This is a genomic window from Streptomyces sp. SL06 (assembly GCF_058244745.1).
The window spans coordinates 3,242,491-3,257,523 of record NZ_JBSYOT010000002.1 but is presented as its reverse complement, the minus strand read 5'-3'; the positions used below and the strand labels follow the sequence as shown (position 1 = coordinate 3,257,523).

Here is a 15,033-nt window from a genome sequence, read left to right as displayed (position 1 = left end):
GGACGGCGTGACCCATGACCGTGTGGGACGACCTCGTCGGGCAGGAGAAGGTGAGCGAGCAGCTCGCCGCCGCTGCCCGGGACGCCGACGCCTTCGTCACCGCCGCGGCGGCCTCGGGACCACTCCCGGAGACGTTGAGCATGACGCACGCGTGGCTGTTCACCGGGCCGCCCGGCGCGGGCGTGAGGCAGACGGCACGGGCCTTCGCCGCGGCGCTGCAGTGCGTGAGCCCCGACCGCGCACTCGGCGGTGTCCCCGGCTGCGGCTTCTGCGACGGATGCCACACGGCACTCGTCGGGACCCACGCGGATGTCAGCACGGTGGCCGCCGTGGGCGCCGAGATCCTGGTGAAGGACATGCGGGACACGGTCCGCAAGTCGTTCACCTCACCGGCGACCGGACGCTGGCAGATCATCCTCGTCGAGGACGCCGAGCGGCTGAACGAGAAGTCGGCCAACGCCGTCCTCAAGGCGGTCGAGGAGCCCGCCCCGCGGACCGTCTGGATGCTCTGCGCGCCCTCCGTCGAGGATGTCCTGCCCACGATCCGCTCGCGCTGCCGCCATCTGAACCTGCGCACACCGTCCGTCGAGGCCGTCGCCGACATGCTCGTACGGCGCGAGGGCATCGAACCGGGCGTCGCCGCCGCGGCGGCCCGCGCCACCCAGGGTCACGTCGAGCGGGCCCGCCGGCTGGCCACCGACGCGGCCGCCCGGGACCGCAGGGCCGCCGTGCTGAAGCTGCCGCTGCGGGTCGAGGATGTCGGCAGCGCCCTCAAGGCCGCCCAGGAGCTGGTCGACGCGGCGGCCGCGGACGCCAGACAACTCGCCGAGGAGACGGACGCCAAGGAGACCGAGGAACTGAAGGCTGCGCTGGGCGCGGCCCAGGGCGGCCGGCTGCCGCGCGGCACGGCGGGCGTGATGAAGGAGCTGGAGGACAAGCAGAAGCGCCGCAGGACCCGCACGCAGCGCGACAGCCTGGACCTCGCCCTGACCGAGCTGACCGCCTTCTACCGGGATGTCCTCGCCCTCCAGCTCGGCTCCCGCGTGGCGATCGCCAACGCCGACGCGCAGGACGCCCTGGAGCGCCTGGCCCACGCCGGTCCACCCGAGGCCACGCTCCGCCGCATCGAGGCCATCGCCGCCTGCGGGGAGGCCCTCGACCGCAATGTGCCGCCGCTGCTCGCGGTGGAGGCGATGACGATGGCGCTCAGAGCGGGCTGAGCCGCCGGGCTCCCGGGCCGACGGGGCGGACGGACGCGGAGGCCGGGCACGGTTGACGGCGTAATTCGTACGAGGCACGTCGACCACGCAGGGCGGTGAAGTCGTAGCGGAGAGTTACGCTCGCTGAATGCACACAAGGCGCACTCACCGCAGGACCCGTATCGGCGGCACCCGTGTCCGGGCCACGCTCCTCGCCGCCGCGCTGCTCGCCACCGCCTGCTCGGCCGGGGGCGCGTCGACCTCCGCCGGTCCGGCCGCGGCCGAGGCGGCAGGATCCACGGAGGTGGCGAAGGCGTCGCTGGCCCCGCTGCCGAAGGCCACGCCCGCCGCGCTGTCGCCGTACTACGAGCAGAAGCTCGGCTGGCGCGACTGCGGAGTGCCCGGCTTCCAGTGCGCCACCATGAAGGCCCCGCTCGACTACGCGAAGCCGGCCGACGGGGACATCCGGCTCGCCGTGGCCCGCAAGAAGGCCACCGGCTCGGGCAAGCGGCTCGGCTCGCTGCTGGTGAACCCGGGCGGACCGGGCGGCTCGGCGATCGGCTACCTCCAGCAGTACGCGGGCATCGGCTACCCGGAGCAGGTCCGCGCCCAGTACGACATGGTGGCGGTCGACCCGCGGGGCGTGGCCCGCAGCGAGCCCGTCAAGTGCCTGGACGGCCCCGCGATGGACGCGTTCACGCAGACGGACGTCACCCCGGACGACGAGGGCGAGACGGACCGGCTGGTCGACGCCTACAAGGGGTTCGCGGAGGGCTGCGGAGCGGACGCGCCGAAGCTTCTGCGGCATGTCTCGACGGTCGAGGCGGCCCGGGACATGGACGTACTGAGGGCGGTCCTGGGCGACGAGAAGCTGAACTACGTCGGAGCCTCGTACGGCACGTTCCTCGGGGCGACGTACGCGGGCCTGTTCCCGGACCGCGCGGGCCGCCTGGTCCTGGACGGCGCGATGGACCCGTCGCTGCCCGCACGCCGGCTGAACCTGGAGCAGACGGCGGGCTTCGAGACGGCGTTCCAGTCCTTCGCGAAGGACTGCGTACGGCAGTCCGACTGCCCGCTCGGCGGCCCCGGCACGCCCCCCGAGCAGGTCGGCAAGAATCTGAAGGCCTTCTTCGGCAGGCTGGACGCCAAGCCCATTCCGACCGGCGACGCCGACGGCCGCAGACTCACCGAGTCCCTGGCCACCACCGGCGTGATCGCGGCGATGTACGACGAGGGCGCCTGGCAGCAACTGCGCGAGTCGCTGACCTCGGCGATGAAGGAGAACGACGGCGCCGGCCTGGTGGTCCTGTCCGACAGCTACTACGAGCGCGAGGCCGACGGCGGCTACAGCAACCTGATGTTCGCCAACGCCGCCGTGAACTGCCTCGACCTCCCCGCGGCCTTCTCCACCCCGGACGCGGTGCGCGAGTCCCTCCCCGACTTCGAGAAGGCATCCCCGGTCTTCGGCGAGGGCCTCGCCTGGGCCTCTCTGAACTGCGCCTACTGGCCCGTCCAGCCCTCGGGCGAGCCGCACCGCATCGAGGCCGCGGGCGCCACCCCGATCGTCGTGGTCGGCACCACCCGCGACCCGGCCACCCCGTACCGCTGGGCCGAGGCCCTGGCCGACCAGCTCTCCTCCGGCCACCTCCTGACCTACGAGGGCGACGGCCACACCGCCTACGGCCGCGGCAGCACCTGCATCGACTCCGCGATCAACACCTACCTGCTGCGCGGCACCCCGCCCACGAACGGAAAGCGCTGCTCATAGCCACCCCACCCGCCCCGGAACCCCCACCTCCGGGGCGGGTACGGACCACCTCCGGAAACTGTGTAGACTTACGGACGTTGCTGATCGCACCACAGGTGCGCGGCGCGCCGCCTTAGCTCAGATGGCCAGAGCAACGCACTCGTAATGCGTAGGTCTCGGGTTCGAATCCCGAAGGCGGCTCCGGAAAACCCTGGGACTCACTCGCCGTGACCTGGGGTTTTTCCTTTTCTGCGGTCTCTGGGCTGCCCTTGGCCTCTTCGCGGGGCAGCATGCAGGGGCCTCCGGTGGCCGAGCGGTGGCCATTTGTGCAGCGGGCGTGCAGCGGCGGTGGCCGGGGTGCGTGTGGAGCGGGCTGAGTTGCTGTCGGGTTCCTACAAAGCGCCTGGACGAGAGTTCTTTCGGTGCCGCCCTGAGCCGGCCGAACTGAGCTGGGTGCGGTTCGTTTCGAGGGACGACGTTGATCAAGCAGTGAGGCCAACTTCTGCGGGCAGGGTTCGAGGTAGATGCGTTGGTGCTCTTGGCGGGTGTGGAAGTGCCAGTAGAGGTCGCCGTTGGCGACCACGGCACGGAGCCGGAGGACGGCTTCGACTCCGGGTAGGCCCCAGAGGGCGCCGGTGATGTCGAGGCGGTCGGCGGTCAGGTGGCGGCAGACGCCCTCGACCGCGCCGGTAGCAATCGGCCAGCCGTTGGCGAGGGCTGTGCTGTAGAAATGACCTGTTCCCTGAAGTCGGGCCACAGTGGCCCACTCGCTTACGCCTCTGTCTCGAGCAGCGGCACGGTACCCGCTCGAAAGAGACCCTCGCCTTCCGTCACAGCTTCTTGCAGTTGCTCGACGAGTTGGCGCAGGCTCGCGTCGAGGTCGACCTGGTCTCTCGTCTCCGCGACGATCGCTTCACGCACGTCGTCGACGAACGGCTGCCAGGCGTCGCGAGTGCGCTGCGTGCACTCAGTGACGACCTGTTGGCGCTTCTCGGCCGTCGCCTCGTCCTGGTTCAGGCGCGCGCGATCCGCTCCCTGCTCTTCGACGACTTTCGCAAGGTAGACGGCAAGGGGAAGCGCGGCTTCGGCGATGCCGATGTGCCGTCCCAGGTCCCCAGCCGCCTTCACCGAACTGGCCTTCCCGCCGGCGATCGGCCCGGGTGCGTTGTTCGCGGCCTTCAACATACCGATCAACATGGTCCCGACCGTCTCGACATGTTCTGCGGCACCGCCGGGCCCTGCCGGGGTCGTGGAGGCATCCTCCCCGGACCCGAGCATCGCGACCAGCGAAGCAAAGCCGGCCCAGGAGGGTCGGGCGCGCTCTCGCTCCTTGGTCTTGCGGATCGACTGCTGCAACCGCTGGAGGCGGACATCGTGTTTGGTGAACCACTCGTCGAGCGTGCGCTGAATCTCGGCCTGAAGTTCATCGGCGCCGGAACTCGGCTTCCACGACCGCCGCATCACTTCCTCGACGAGACCGTCGAGGCTGGCTTGGGCGGCCCGATCGAGAGCGTCGAGTTCGCTCTCCCAGCCGTCGCGGCGAGCGACGCCACTGGCAGCGACTTCGGCACGTGCCGTGTAGCAGGGTCATTGCATGATCGAGATCTGTCTGGGTTCGTCACGTGAGACCGAGGGCTCGTAGGGGCCGGTGATAGTCGCGGCCGGTGTGGCGGAGGGCGGCGGCGATGTTGGTCTGGCCGTCCTGGCGGAAGAGGCTGATGGCGAGGTTGCGCAGGGAGGCCGTGGCGCGGGGCAGGTGGCCGGTGCGGACTTTTGAGTCGTCCTCGCGGAACGTGCGGTCCCGCACGTGGTGCAGGAGGTTCTCGATGCCCCAGTGGCCTCTGATCCAGGTGGCGAGTTCGGTGTAGGTGGCGTCGAAGACGCTCAGGCTGGTGATCAGGTAGACGCGCTCGATGGACAGCTTCCCGGTGCTCAGGCCGCGTCGCCACCGTACGGCTTGGATCGCCTGGCGGGCGCCGGGGTAGTCGAGGTGGCTGAACGCGGTGACCTTGAGCCGGCGGATCTCCTCGCGGTGGTGGGCGTTGTCGCGGGTGCGGTGCCCGAGCGGGATGTCCCACCAGGGCAGCTTCCTGACCTTGGCATACAGGCCCGGATGGTTCTTCTTCACGACGGCCACGTAGTGCGCGCCGCGACTGGTCAGACAGGCCCCGTGGTTGTGCTGGGTGTGCAGGGCGCCGGCGGTCACCACTGTGTTCTCCAGCTCAAGGCCGTCCAGCAACGGCGCGAAGGAAGGGATCTCGTTGCTTTTGGAGGCGGCCTGCCGCTGGGCCAGGACCACGCCGTGGTGATCCATCGCCGCCGGCAACTGGATGGCCGCGGCCGTTGCGGTTCGTGATCCGCGGACCACCTTGCCGTCGACCGCGATCACCCGTCGCGCTGGCCCTTTCTCCGCTCCCGGCACGACCGGGGATGGCGTTCTGGCCTGCAGATACGCGCTGATCGCCGCGTCCAGCGCGTCACCGTCCACACGCTGCAGCAGGCGGCGCACGGTTGCGGCGTGGGGCACCGGCCGCAGACCGGTGAGTGGACCGGCAGCGAAGCCGGGGATGCCCAGCACATGCTGCGGGGCATCTGTGATCCACTCGCTGACCGCGATGAGTGAGCGGGCCCCGGTCAGTACCGCCGAAACGGCTGCGCACAGCAACGCGAGAGCTGGATACCGCAGTCCTCGCGCATCGCGGGGATCGGCGACCAGGATCAGGAAACGCCGCAGGTCAGCGACATCGCTTGAGGTGAGGGGAGCAGTCGGGGAGCCCATTTTCCCCGGTGTGGAAGGAATGGGCGATGATGTTCGGGCAGGCACGGCCTCGCTCGGTTCTCATGGGTCTCGACAACCACATGATCACCAGCACCGTGCCTGCTCTGCTCTCCCGGACCCCTTGCTGCACAACGGACATGACGCCGCGTCACTCACGAGACCGACGAACCGGACCAATCCCAATCACGCAATGCCCCTGGCCGGCCACCTACCACCGCACTCACGGAGTCCGGTACTTCCACGGCTGCTACTCGGTCGGCGACGACACCCTGTGGGGCGTCAACCGCCGCAAGAAAGGTGCCGTGAACACGCTGGCCACGCTGAAGTCGATCCGCGCCGCCCGGCCCGACGGCGCACCGATCTACGTGATCCTGGACAACCTGTCCGCCCACAAGAGCGCCGACACCTGCCGCTGGGCGAAGAAGAACAAGGTCGAGTTGTGCTTCACCCAGACCTACGCCTCCTCGGCGAACCCCATCGAGGCGCACTTCGGACCGCTGAGGCAGTTCACCACCACCCCAACCACACCGTCCAGACCCGGGCCCTGCACGCCTACCTGCGCTGGCGCAACGCCAACGCCCGCCAGCCGGGCGTCCTGGCCGCCGAACGTAAGGAACGCGCCCGCATCCGCAGCGAGAAGGGCATCCGATGGGGCGGGCGCCCCCTCGCCGCCGCGGCCTGAACGCGTCTACCTGATCACCAGCCTGAGCGTCTTCGACGCCACCTACACCGAACTCGCCACCTGGATCAGAGGCCACTGGGGCATCGAGAACCTCCTGCACCACGTGCGGGACCGCACGTTCCGCGAGGACGACTCAAAAGTCCGCACCGGCCACCTGCCCCGCGCCACGGCCTCCCTGCGCAACCTCGCCATCAGCCTCTTCCGCCAGGACGGCCAGACCAACATCGCCGCCGCCCTCCGCCACACCGGCCGCGACTATCACCGGCCCCTACGAGCCCTCGGTCTCACGTGACGAACCCAGACAGATCTCAATCATGCAATGACCCTGGTGACGGAGTGTCCGTAGTAGTCGCAGGAGTAACGACCTGCCATGGAGTCCGGGAGAGCCGGAACGAGGGCGAAGGGACACAGGTGACAACGAATCAACAAGGCCGGAAGGTATGCGTAATGCAAAGTGCCGAAGCGGTACTTGAAATCCTCCGTGAACGCGGAAGGCGGGAACTTCCGCGCAATGAGGTATATCGACAGATGTTCAACCCGCAGCTGTATCTCATGGCCCACGGACGCATCTACTCCAACCATGGAGCGATGACACCCGGAGCCACGGGGGAAACCGCGGACGGTATGTCGCTGGAGAAGATCGGACGCATCATCGATGCGCTGCGCCACGAGCGCTACCGGTCCAGCCCGGTGAAACGGGTCCTCATCCCGAAGAAGAACGGGAAGATGAGGCCCCTGGGCGTGCCGCCCTGGTCGGACAAGCTGGCGGGCGAGGTGATGCGTCTCCTCCTGGAGGCATACTTCGAGCCCCAGTCCTCCGACCACTCCCACGGTTTCCGTCCCCGACGGGGATGCCACACCGCCCTCGGCGAGGTGGCCCGAACCTGGACCGGGACAACATGGTTCGTCGAAGGTGACATCGCCAGGTGCTTCGACGCACTCGACCACCGAGTGATGCTCGACATCCTGAGCGAAAAGATCCACGACAACCGGTTCCTGCGGCTCGTGCGCAACATGCTCCAAGCCGGATACCTGCAAGACTGGAAATGGAACGCGACACTCAGTGGCGCGCCGCAAGGCGGGGTCCTTTCCCCGGTCCTGTCCAACATCTACCTGCATAAGCTGGACACCTTCGTCGAGACAGTACTCATGCCGGAATACACTCGTGGAAAACTCAGGGCAAGGAATCCTGAGTACCGAAGGATCGAAAAGGCAATTAAGCGGGCACGCACACGCGGAGACCGTGCGGAAGTACGCACCCTCCGCAGGCGGCTGCACAGCCTCCCGAGCCAGGAAATGTCCGACCCGGGATACCGCCGTCTGCGCTACGTCCGATACGCCGACGACACCCTTATCGGGTTCACCGGACCCAAGGCCGAAGCCGAAGAAATCAAACAGCGCCTGACCCGGTTCCTGCAAGAAGACCTCAAACTGGAACTGTCTCAGGACAAGACGCTGGTCACCCACGCCAGAACCGGCGCGGCACGATTCCTCGGCTATGAGATCGCCATCCAGAAGGACGACCGCAGGGCAGAACGGAAACGGGGTCGCGGACGTCAGCGCCGGTCGACCAACGGAACCGTCGCACTGCACGTCCCCAAGGACGTGAGCAAGGCCAAATGCGCCCCATACCTGGAACGCGGAAAACCCGCCCGCCAGACCCCGATGCTCAACTACGACGACCACACCATCGTCAGCATCTACGGCGCCAGGTACCGCGGAATCGTGAACTACTGCCTGCTGGCCGGCGACGTCTTCAAACTGAACCGGCTGCACTTGGTCATGCAGTCCTCGCTGCTGTGCTCCCCGGCGGACAAGCATCGCTCGGCCATGTCGAAGATGGCCCGCAAGTACAAGGAGCCTTTTCCATCTTGATCAGGTGGTGAGTTCGAGGGCGACGACGGCACGGACGACGGCGGTGATCCGGGTGGTGCTGCAGCGGAGCTTCCGCAGGAGCCGCCAGCATTTGAGGGTGGCCATGGCGCGTTCGCCGAGGCTGCGGATCTTGGCGTGATCGCGGTTGTGACGCCGGCGCCAGCCGCGCAGATTCTTGCCCCGGAACGGGACGCGGACAGCAGGGCCTGCACCCTGATACGCCTTGTCCGCCCAGCACTTGATGTCGTCGGCAGCGAGACCGGCGGGAATGCCGTGGGTCCGGGCCGCGGTCAGGTCGTGCACGGCTCCGGGTAGCGCGTCCGAGGCCCAGATCAGACGGCCGGCTGGATCCGCGAGGACCTGCACGTTCATCCCGTGGTGCTTCTTCTTCCCCGAGTAGTACGGCTGGTCGGCGGCAACGCGGTCGATCGGCGGCACGGTGCCGTCGAGGATCACGTACGCCTTCTTCCGCACGGTCTGCATCGCCTGCTCCAGCGTGGGCGCCAGAGCGGCCAGGAGATCGACGGCCTCGCGTATATACCGGTAGACCGTCGCGACCCCGACGCGGAAACCCGCTGCGAGGCGAGCGTAGGTGTCGCCGCAGCGCAGGTGGGCCAGGACGGGCAGGGTCTGCCGACCGCAGGTCAGGCGACGCCACCGGGAGCCGATCCGACGGCGGTGACCTGCGAGGAGACCGGAGAGGTGTTGCAGGGCTCGGCTGGACAGTTCGATACCGGACGGGTAGACAAGCACGCGAAAGCTCCTGGCGGACTGGTGATCTTGGTCGTGAACCCGTCTACCAGGAGCTTTCTTCCTGCCCGCCGCCGGGGTCATCCGCCCAACCTCCCGTCAGGTTGGAAACGGCTCAAGGTCACCGTCGACACCCCGGCCGGGCCACGTAAGTGCCTCCAGGTCAGCACCCAACTCCCAGGCAGGAAACCGTTGGTGGCGCAATCCGGTGGAATTCCACTCAAGCGAAGCAAGGCTACAGTCCTGACAGACCGTGACCCCGCTCTACGTCAGCCCCGGCGACGCGAGTTGACGAGTCGGATACTGGCCGGACTCTGCGAGCTGTGCGGACAGACCGCACCGACACAGGTCCACCAGGTCCGCAGACTCGCCGACCTCGACCGGTTCGGGGACACACGACCCGACTGGGCCACCCTCATGGCCAGGAAACGACGCAAGACCCTCGTGGTCTGCCCGACCTGCCGTGAGAACATCCACGACGGCCGAAACCGCAGTTCACGACAGTCACTGGAGAGCCCGTTGCGGTTAACGCCGCACGACGGGTTCGGGAGGAGGCCGTCGGGAAAAGGAACAGCTCAGCTGTCACCTCGCCCGACGGCCCACCTCACGGTTCCAACGCAACCCAAGGAAGAGACCACTGGCCACGCCGGCGATGGGTCGGAGATCACGCTACTGGTGATGGTGCAGGTTCTTACCGCCTACGTGAGTTGTAGCCGCACGAACCCTTGGAGAGGAGCGCAAGGTATTGGACAGACAGTCGGCCCGTCATGTACCGTCCTGACGTTTAAACGTCTTAGAGGGGTGCAAATGACGGAGCGGCGAAGTCCCGGCGTGGTGCGTGACGCGATCACGGCCTATCTACGAAGCGCGCATCCTGAAGCTCGGGACGTTCGTGACATTCATGCTGCCGTGATTGCCGGTGTAGGCAGCGAGGTTCCAGCGTCCTCGGTCAGATCCTATCTCAGGCTAAATACTCCAGGGCTCTTCGTTCGGACTGGCCGCGGCCGCTACAAATTGAGCTCGAAGTGACCGAAACCGTTACCGCTTTGCAAGACAGCATTTTCCCCATGCCCGTGTTTACGCATGGGCAGACAAAGATTTACCAAGGGGACTGCCTTGACTGGCTCGCTAGTCAGCCTGAGAACAGCATCCATGGTTGTGTCACCGATCCCCCCTACGGGCTTGTGGAGTACACGGCGCACGAGCAGAAGAAACTAAGGTCAAGGAAGGGGGGTGTCTGGCGGATTCCGCCATCCTACGACGGGCATACACGATCACCATTGCCGCGGTTCACGACTCTCACTAGCGCTGACCTGGAGCATTTGCAGCGCTTCTTCGAACAGTGGGGCGAGGAACTAAAGAGAGTGCTCGTTCCCGGTGGCCATCTGATGGTTGCCGCTAACCCGCTCGTTTCGCACCTCGTTAGCGTAGCGCTATACAAGGCGGGCCTGGAACGCCGAGGTGAAATTGTACGTCTTGTGCAGACGATGCGCGGCGGGGATCGCCCTAAGAATGCTCACGAGGAATTCTCAGATGTAAGCGTTATGCCGCGGTCACAATGGGAGCCTTGGCTACTCTTTCGGAAACATCCAGAAGGTACCATCGCGGATAATCTGAGGAAGTGGAAGGCTGGGGGGCTTCGGCGAATCAGCGATGATCAGCCGTTCGGTGATGTCATTAAGTCCGCGCCCACACGGGCCAAGGAGCGGAAGATTGCTAACCACCCCAGCCTGAAGCCACAGGAATTCCTTCGGCAAGTCGTTCGGGCTATCCTTCCTCTGGGGGAAGGAGTCGTTTTGGATCCGTTTTGCGGTTCAGGTTCGACTCTTGCTGCGGCAGAAGCTGTCGGATATGCAAGCGTTGGCGTAGAGCTTGATAGCGCTTATATCGAAATCGCGCGCGAAGCGGTGCCGCAGCTGGTCGAGATTAAGCCAAGTTCGCTGACTAAGAAGGACCCCGGTCCAAGTAAATCCACTTCTCGCGAAGTTTAGCGATTCCATCCCTGTCCAGTGTTGCCGTGCGGGTTCCGAGCCGTCCGCGCGCATTACTCCGGAAGTCGTCTTCCTCGACGTACCCGAGGTAGACCTCGGTGAACTTCATCGGTGCTCGACTCCATACTGGTTGCGTCTCGCTGTCTACTTTGTAGACGAAAACGCAGAGCCACTGTGTCCTGGCGCCGTGGGTATCTACAGCCCCGCCAGCCTTCACCGTACTTTTGATCTCCACCCCTTTTTCGCCGGCCTTGACTGAATCATTCGGATAGATTCCATGGACGATGAGATCGGGGTGGCCGTTGAAATACTGATTCTCACAAAGTGTCCGTGAGTGCTTCGCGAGACTAGACGTGAGCATGTCGGAGATTAGGCCGGAGCATGATGCGGGCCGTAGCATGTCTTCAAATCGACGGAGGCCCTTTTCGTGCAGGTTCACGTTCACGTCGTGAAAGAAGTCGTATACGTCCTGCATGGCTGACTGAAAGTCGATGGTCCGCAGCTGATACGGCAGAGTCGGTGCCGGGTTAAAACAATCCGAGTTGACGACGTTGCGGGTGAGTGACATGGGACGTTAGTGTAGGTCGAGATCGTCTCTGACGTCAGCGCAGCAAGCGTTATTCGGCTTATTTCCGATATGTGGCTATTGTCTCCATCCCGAGTGCGCCTCAGGACCGTGCGGGCTCCAGCCGTTGAGATACGGTGCCAGTTCCTCGGGCTTCGACTGGCGAGCTGCGGGCATCGCGGGTAGGCGCGTCAGCGGGTTGAGGCTCTGAACGTAGCGGCGTGCCCAGGCTAGCCACCCTCGTGCCGAAGCCACCGCCGTCTCGTCTTCTCCGGCAGCCTCCTCCAGCCGACGCTCCAGGGCGTCGCAGTACGCGCTCAGCCTTGCCGCTTCCTGCCACTGGCTGGTCTGCGCACGGAGTATCTCGGCGTATTGCTCCTGAACAGCCACCTCCTTTGCCTTCTCCACGGCCGCCCGCCAGCGGACCTCGCGTTCGGCCTTCGCGCGCTCCTCGTCCGCCTTCTGTTGGGCGTCTTCTACGGCACGAGTCTCGATCTCCCGGAGTACGGCTCCCAGGATGTCCTCCAGCACCCAGCGTTTGCGATCGGCCCAGCGGGACTGCCGGCTGGATCGGCTGTAACCGAGTTCGATCACGAGGCTATTCGAGCGCTTTGGGTCGGTGGACTGGGGAGACTCCTGCTGGATCGTGACGGTGTAGGTGAAGCCGTTCACGACCAGGTCCAGCTCGCCCTCACGGAGGGAGTAGCTGGAGGGGTAGTGACGCCCGTTGTACGTGTAGGCACGGCTGCGCCGGCGGGAGGAGACTTCATGCTCCTCCACCTTGTGCCCTCGACGTACTGCCTCGGCGGCGAGGCCCTGGAGAAGCAGCAACGATCGGCGGCGCAGCGGGGCGGGCATGACCAGTCGGCCCTCGTCGTCTCTCAGTGCGGCCACGTCCGGATGCGGAGAGCGCAACTGAGCGGGTACGTGGACGGGCGGCGCCTCGTCCGGCCTCTGTCGCAGTGAGTTGGGGTGTGGTCCCTCGACCAGAGAGATCTGCAGGTTGCGATTCCACATGCGGAGACTCTCGATGCGCTTGCCCTCAGGGACGAGGCCGTGGCGCTTCACGTAGTCGATCACGCGTCGCCACTCCGTCACCATGGCGTCGTTGGGCTTGGTGAAGGTGACCCGCCTGTCCGTGACGAGTCGTTCGATGAGCTCCTTTGCCTTCGTCCGACGGGCGAGTGCCACTGGCCTGTCGGTGTAGGACGCGGAGCGGGTGCCGCTTGCCGCCTTCCCCTTGGCAGCCTTCTCTTCCTTGGCGTGCGCGGGATCGTCCGGGTGGTGGCCGTGCTGGATGTAAAAGGTGCCTGCCTCGGTGACCTCGGCATCCACCTCACTCCCGCTGCGTTTGATCGTCACCAGCCCTCGGTCGCGCAGCGCGTATGCGGTGCGGAACTCGCCGGGGTCCCAGGGCTCCTCGGACTGCTCGCCGTTCGCGAGCCGGCCGAGCAGGGCGAGCTGCCGTTCGTTCAGAGGAGACCAGCGATGCATGGAAACAGCTCACCCCGGAGCCGGGCCTGGGGCAATGACTCGTACGGGTGGTCGCTTCCGGCAGCACCGGAGACCTGTGGGTTTGCGGTTGTCGGACGACCTGCTTGCGTGAGCGCTGCGTGAGCGGACTGGGCGGCACGGGGGTGGACCGGCTGTCACGAAGATCGCGCCTACAAGTCTCTGACCAGCGAAAACGGGATTCTACGGCATCGTCTAGTGTCCTGAGTCGTTAATTCCTGTGCAGTATGCGGCGAGTGTGTCGAGGATGTCGTCGGCGGGTTTCGTCCAGACGAACGGCTTGGGGTCCTTGTTCCATTCGTTGGTCCAGCCGCGGATGTCCCGTTCGAGTTCGGCGACGCTGCGGTGGGTGGAGCGGCGGAATTTGCGGGAGGTCAGCTCGGCGAACCAGCGTTCGACGAGGTTGAGCCAGGACGCGGAGGTGGGGGTGAAGTGGAGGTGGAAGCGGGGGTGTCGCAGCAGCCATTTCTTGACCGGTTCGGTCTTGTGGGTGGCGTAGTTGTCCAGGACGAGGTGGAGTTCGAGGTTCTTGGGGACGGCGGTGTCGATGAGCTTCAGGAAGCGGAGGAACTCCTGGTGGCGGTGGCGGCGGTAGTGCTGGGCTATGACGGAGCCGGAGGCGATGTCCAGGGCGGCGAACAGGCTGGTGGTGCCGTGCCGGACGTAGTCGTGGGTCATCTTCGCCGGCGTGGTCGGCGCCATCGGCAGCACGGGCTGGGTCCGGTCCAGGGCCTGTATCTGCGACTTCTCGCCCACCGCCAGGACCAGGGCGTTTTCCGGCGGTGTCAGGTAAATACCCACCACGTCACGGACCTTGGTCACGAACTGCGGGTCGGTCGACAGCTTCCAGGTCTCCACGATGTGGGACTTGAGGCCGAACGCCCGCCAGATCCGCGAGACCGCCGACTGCGACATGCCCTCGGCCTCGGCCATCGAACGCGTCGACCAGTGCGAATCGCCGGTCGGCGGCGTCTGGCCGAGTGTCCTGGCGACCAGGGCCTCGACCTGCTCGTCCGTGATCCTGCGCGGAGCCCCCGAGCGAGGCCGGTCCACCAGGCCCTCCAGGCGGTCCGTGACGAACCGGGACCGCCACTTGCGCACCGTCTCCCGCGAGACACCCAGGTCATCCGCGACCCGCGCGTTCGGCAAGCCCTCCGCACACGCCAGCACGATCCGCGACCGCAACACCAGCGCCTGCGACGCCGTCTGCTTACGCAACCAGCCCCGCAACACCCTGCGTTCGTGATCGGACAACTCCAGCGGCAACGGTTTCGGACCAGGCATCACCCCACCCTATAACCGCAAGCAAACTATCGACTCAGGACACTAGCAGCATTACGGCGGCAGCAAGTAGCTGCTGCACGATCGACACGGCTCCGACACTGGCCTGCAGCGGAATCAAGATGCCGGAGAACGGTGGGATGTACTGCACGATGCCCACCCAGCAAGCGGACAGGTCGCCTGCGGCGGCGGCCACGACACCCACCGGGACGAGTGCGAGCACCATCACGGGCATGAGCACCGACTGCAGTTCCTCGGGCCGTGAGACCAGTGATCCGGCCGCCGCGAAGAGACCGGCGAACAACGCGACGGAGAGCAGGAACCACACCAGGAGGGACACCATGGCCGTGGTGTCGGGCAGAGAGGTGGAGGGGCCGCCGATGACGGCGTTGGCACCCATCATGGCGCCGACCAGCACACCGATCTGCAGGACGGCGGCTGTTCCGATTCCGGCGACCTTGCCGACCATCAGCCGCAGCGGGGTGAGCGTGGAGAGCAGGACCTCGACGATGCGGGTGGACTTCTCCTCCACAACACCCTGAGCGATGAGCGAGCCCTGCCCGACGATCTGCATGAACAGGACGATCACCAGACTGACGGCGGTAGCGGTCTCCTTGGTGGGCGGGCTGCTGCCTATGTGAGGTTCCCCCGC

Annotated in this window: 12 protein-coding genes, 1 tRNA gene and 3 pseudogenes; 8 read left to right on the top strand and 8 right to left on the bottom strand. The window is 66.2% G+C overall.

Annotation, left to right across the window (positions count from 1 at the left end; genetic code table 11):
- Nucleotides 1–14: 14 nt before the first annotated feature.
- The 3 genes from AC4IHM_RS14880 (at nt 15) to AC4IHM_RS14870 (ending at nt 3,147) form a co-directional block, all read left to right on the top strand.
- Nucleotides 15–1,220, top strand: a complete 1,206-nt coding sequence (locus tag AC4IHM_RS14880) for a DNA polymerase III subunit delta' (protein WP_490867517.1) — start codon at nt 15–17, stop codon at nt 1,218–1,220.
- A 127-nt stretch (nt 1,221–1,347) separates the two neighbouring features.
- A complete protein-coding gene (locus AC4IHM_RS14875; protein ID WP_490867516.1) occupies nt 1,348–2,967 on the top strand; it encodes an alpha/beta hydrolase in 1,620 nt (539 codons plus the stop codon).
- Nucleotides 2,968–3,073: 106 nt separating this feature from the next.
- Nucleotides 3,074–3,147, top strand: a tRNA-Thr gene (locus AC4IHM_RS14870).
- A gap of 325 nt (nt 3,148–3,472) precedes the next feature.
- Here AC4IHM_RS14870 and AC4IHM_RS14865 read toward each other — a convergent pair.
- The 3 genes and pseudogenes from AC4IHM_RS14865 to AC4IHM_RS14855 form a co-directional block, all read right to left on the bottom strand.
- Nucleotides 3,473–3,655, bottom strand: a pseudogene (locus AC4IHM_RS14865) (ISKra4 family transposase); the annotation flags it as partial.
- 62 nt (nt 3,656–3,717) lie between these two features.
- Nucleotides 3,718–4,407 (bottom strand): hypothetical protein, encoded by a 690-nt coding sequence (locus tag AC4IHM_RS14860; RefSeq protein ID WP_490867515.1) that lies wholly within the window; start codon nt 4,405–4,407, stop codon nt 3,718–3,720.
- 157 nt (nt 4,408–4,564) lie between these two features.
- Entirely contained in the window at nt 4,565–5,725 is a 1,161-nt protein-coding gene (locus AC4IHM_RS14855) for an ISAs1 family transposase (protein ID WP_490867514.1), read from the bottom strand.
- Between the two features lie 200 nt (nt 5,726–5,925).
- Here AC4IHM_RS14855 and AC4IHM_RS14850 point away from each other — a divergent pair.
- From AC4IHM_RS14850 to AC4IHM_RS14840, 3 genes and pseudogenes are all read left to right on the top strand, one after another.
- Nucleotides 5,926–6,407: pseudogene (locus AC4IHM_RS14850) on the top strand (transposase); the annotation flags it as partial.
- 103 nt (nt 6,408–6,510) lie between these two features.
- Entirely contained in the window at nt 6,511–6,699 is a 189-nt protein-coding gene (locus tag AC4IHM_RS14845; protein ID WP_490867513.1) for a hypothetical protein, read from the top strand.
- Nucleotides 6,700–6,854: 155 nt separating this feature from the next.
- Nucleotides 6,855–8,264, top strand: a pseudogene (locus AC4IHM_RS14840) (reverse transcriptase/maturase family protein); the annotation flags it as partial.
- Nucleotides 8,265–8,282: 18 nt separating this feature from the next.
- Here AC4IHM_RS14840 and AC4IHM_RS14835 read toward each other — a convergent pair.
- On the bottom strand, nt 8,283–9,035 hold the full coding sequence (locus AC4IHM_RS14835) for a transposase family protein (protein WP_490867487.1): 753 nt from the start codon (nt 9,033–9,035) through the stop codon (nt 8,283–8,285).
- On the opposite strand from AC4IHM_RS14835, the gene AC4IHM_RS14830 reads away from it, so the two are divergent.
- Nucleotides 8,961–10,061: an HNH endonuclease gene (locus tag AC4IHM_RS14830; RefSeq protein ID WP_490867512.1), complete on the top strand. Its 1,101-nt coding sequence runs from the start codon at nt 8,961–8,963 to the stop codon at nt 10,059–10,061. The genes AC4IHM_RS14835 and AC4IHM_RS14830 overlap by 75 nt on opposite strands.
- Nucleotides 10,058–11,023 carry a DNA-methyltransferase gene (locus AC4IHM_RS14825; protein WP_490867511.1) on the top strand — a complete coding sequence of 322 codons (966 nt, stop codon included), beginning with the start codon at nt 10,058–10,060 and terminating at the stop codon, nt 11,021–11,023. Before AC4IHM_RS14830 ends, AC4IHM_RS14825 begins: the two co-directional genes overlap by 4 nt.
- On the opposite strand, the gene AC4IHM_RS14820 is transcribed toward AC4IHM_RS14825, so the two are convergent.
- The 4 genes from AC4IHM_RS14820 to AC4IHM_RS14805 form a co-directional block, all read right to left on the bottom strand.
- The gene (locus AC4IHM_RS14820; RefSeq protein WP_490867510.1) at nt 10,977–11,591 is read right to left on the bottom strand and encodes a hypothetical protein; all 615 of its coding nucleotides are present in this window, start codon (nt 11,589–11,591) and stop codon (nt 10,977–10,979) included. The two genes, AC4IHM_RS14825 and AC4IHM_RS14820, sit on opposite strands and share 47 nt — an antisense overlap.
- A 75-nt stretch (nt 11,592–11,666) precedes the next feature.
- Nucleotides 11,667–13,082 carry a hypothetical protein gene (locus tag AC4IHM_RS14815; RefSeq protein ID WP_490867509.1) on the bottom strand — a complete coding sequence of 472 codons (1,416 nt, stop codon included), beginning with the start codon at nt 13,080–13,082 and terminating at the stop codon, nt 11,667–11,669.
- 213 nt (nt 13,083–13,295) lie between these two features.
- Nucleotides 13,296–14,384, bottom strand: a complete 1,089-nt coding sequence (locus tag AC4IHM_RS14810) for an IS630 family transposase (protein WP_490867508.1) — start codon at nt 14,382–14,384, stop codon at nt 13,296–13,298.
- 34 nt (nt 14,385–14,418) lie between these two features.
- Complete coding sequence (locus tag AC4IHM_RS14805) at nt 14,419–14,970, bottom strand: ABC transporter permease (protein WP_490867507.1); 552 nt, start codon at nt 14,968–14,970, stop codon at nt 14,419–14,421.
- Between the last annotated feature and the right edge of the window lie 63 nt (nt 14,971–15,033).

Coding starts and splice junctions, on each gene's coding strand:
- AC4IHM_RS14880 (WP_490867517.1), top strand. CDS start 15: ATGACCGTGTGGGACGACCTCGTCGGGCAGGAGAAGGTGAGCGAGCAG.
- AC4IHM_RS14875 (WP_490867516.1), top strand. CDS start 1,348: ATGCACACAAGGCGCACTCACCGCAGGACCCGTATCGGCGGCACCCGT.
- AC4IHM_RS14860 (WP_490867515.1), bottom strand. CDS start 4,407: ATGCGGCGGTCGTGGAAGCCGAGTTCCGGCGCCGATGAACTTCAGGCC.
- AC4IHM_RS14855 (WP_490867514.1), bottom strand. CDS start 5,725: ATGGGCTCCCCGACTGCTCCCCTCACCTCAAGCGATGTCGCTGACCTG.
- AC4IHM_RS14820 (WP_490867510.1), bottom strand. CDS start 11,591: ATGTCACTCACCCGCAACGTCGTCAACTCGGATTGTTTTAACCCGGCA.
- AC4IHM_RS14815 (WP_490867509.1), bottom strand. CDS start 13,082: ATGCATCGCTGGTCTCCTCTGAACGAACGGCAGCTCGCCCTGCTCGGC.
- AC4IHM_RS14810 (WP_490867508.1), bottom strand. CDS start 14,384: ATGCCTGGTCCGAAACCGTTGCCGCTGGAGTTGTCCGATCACGAACGC.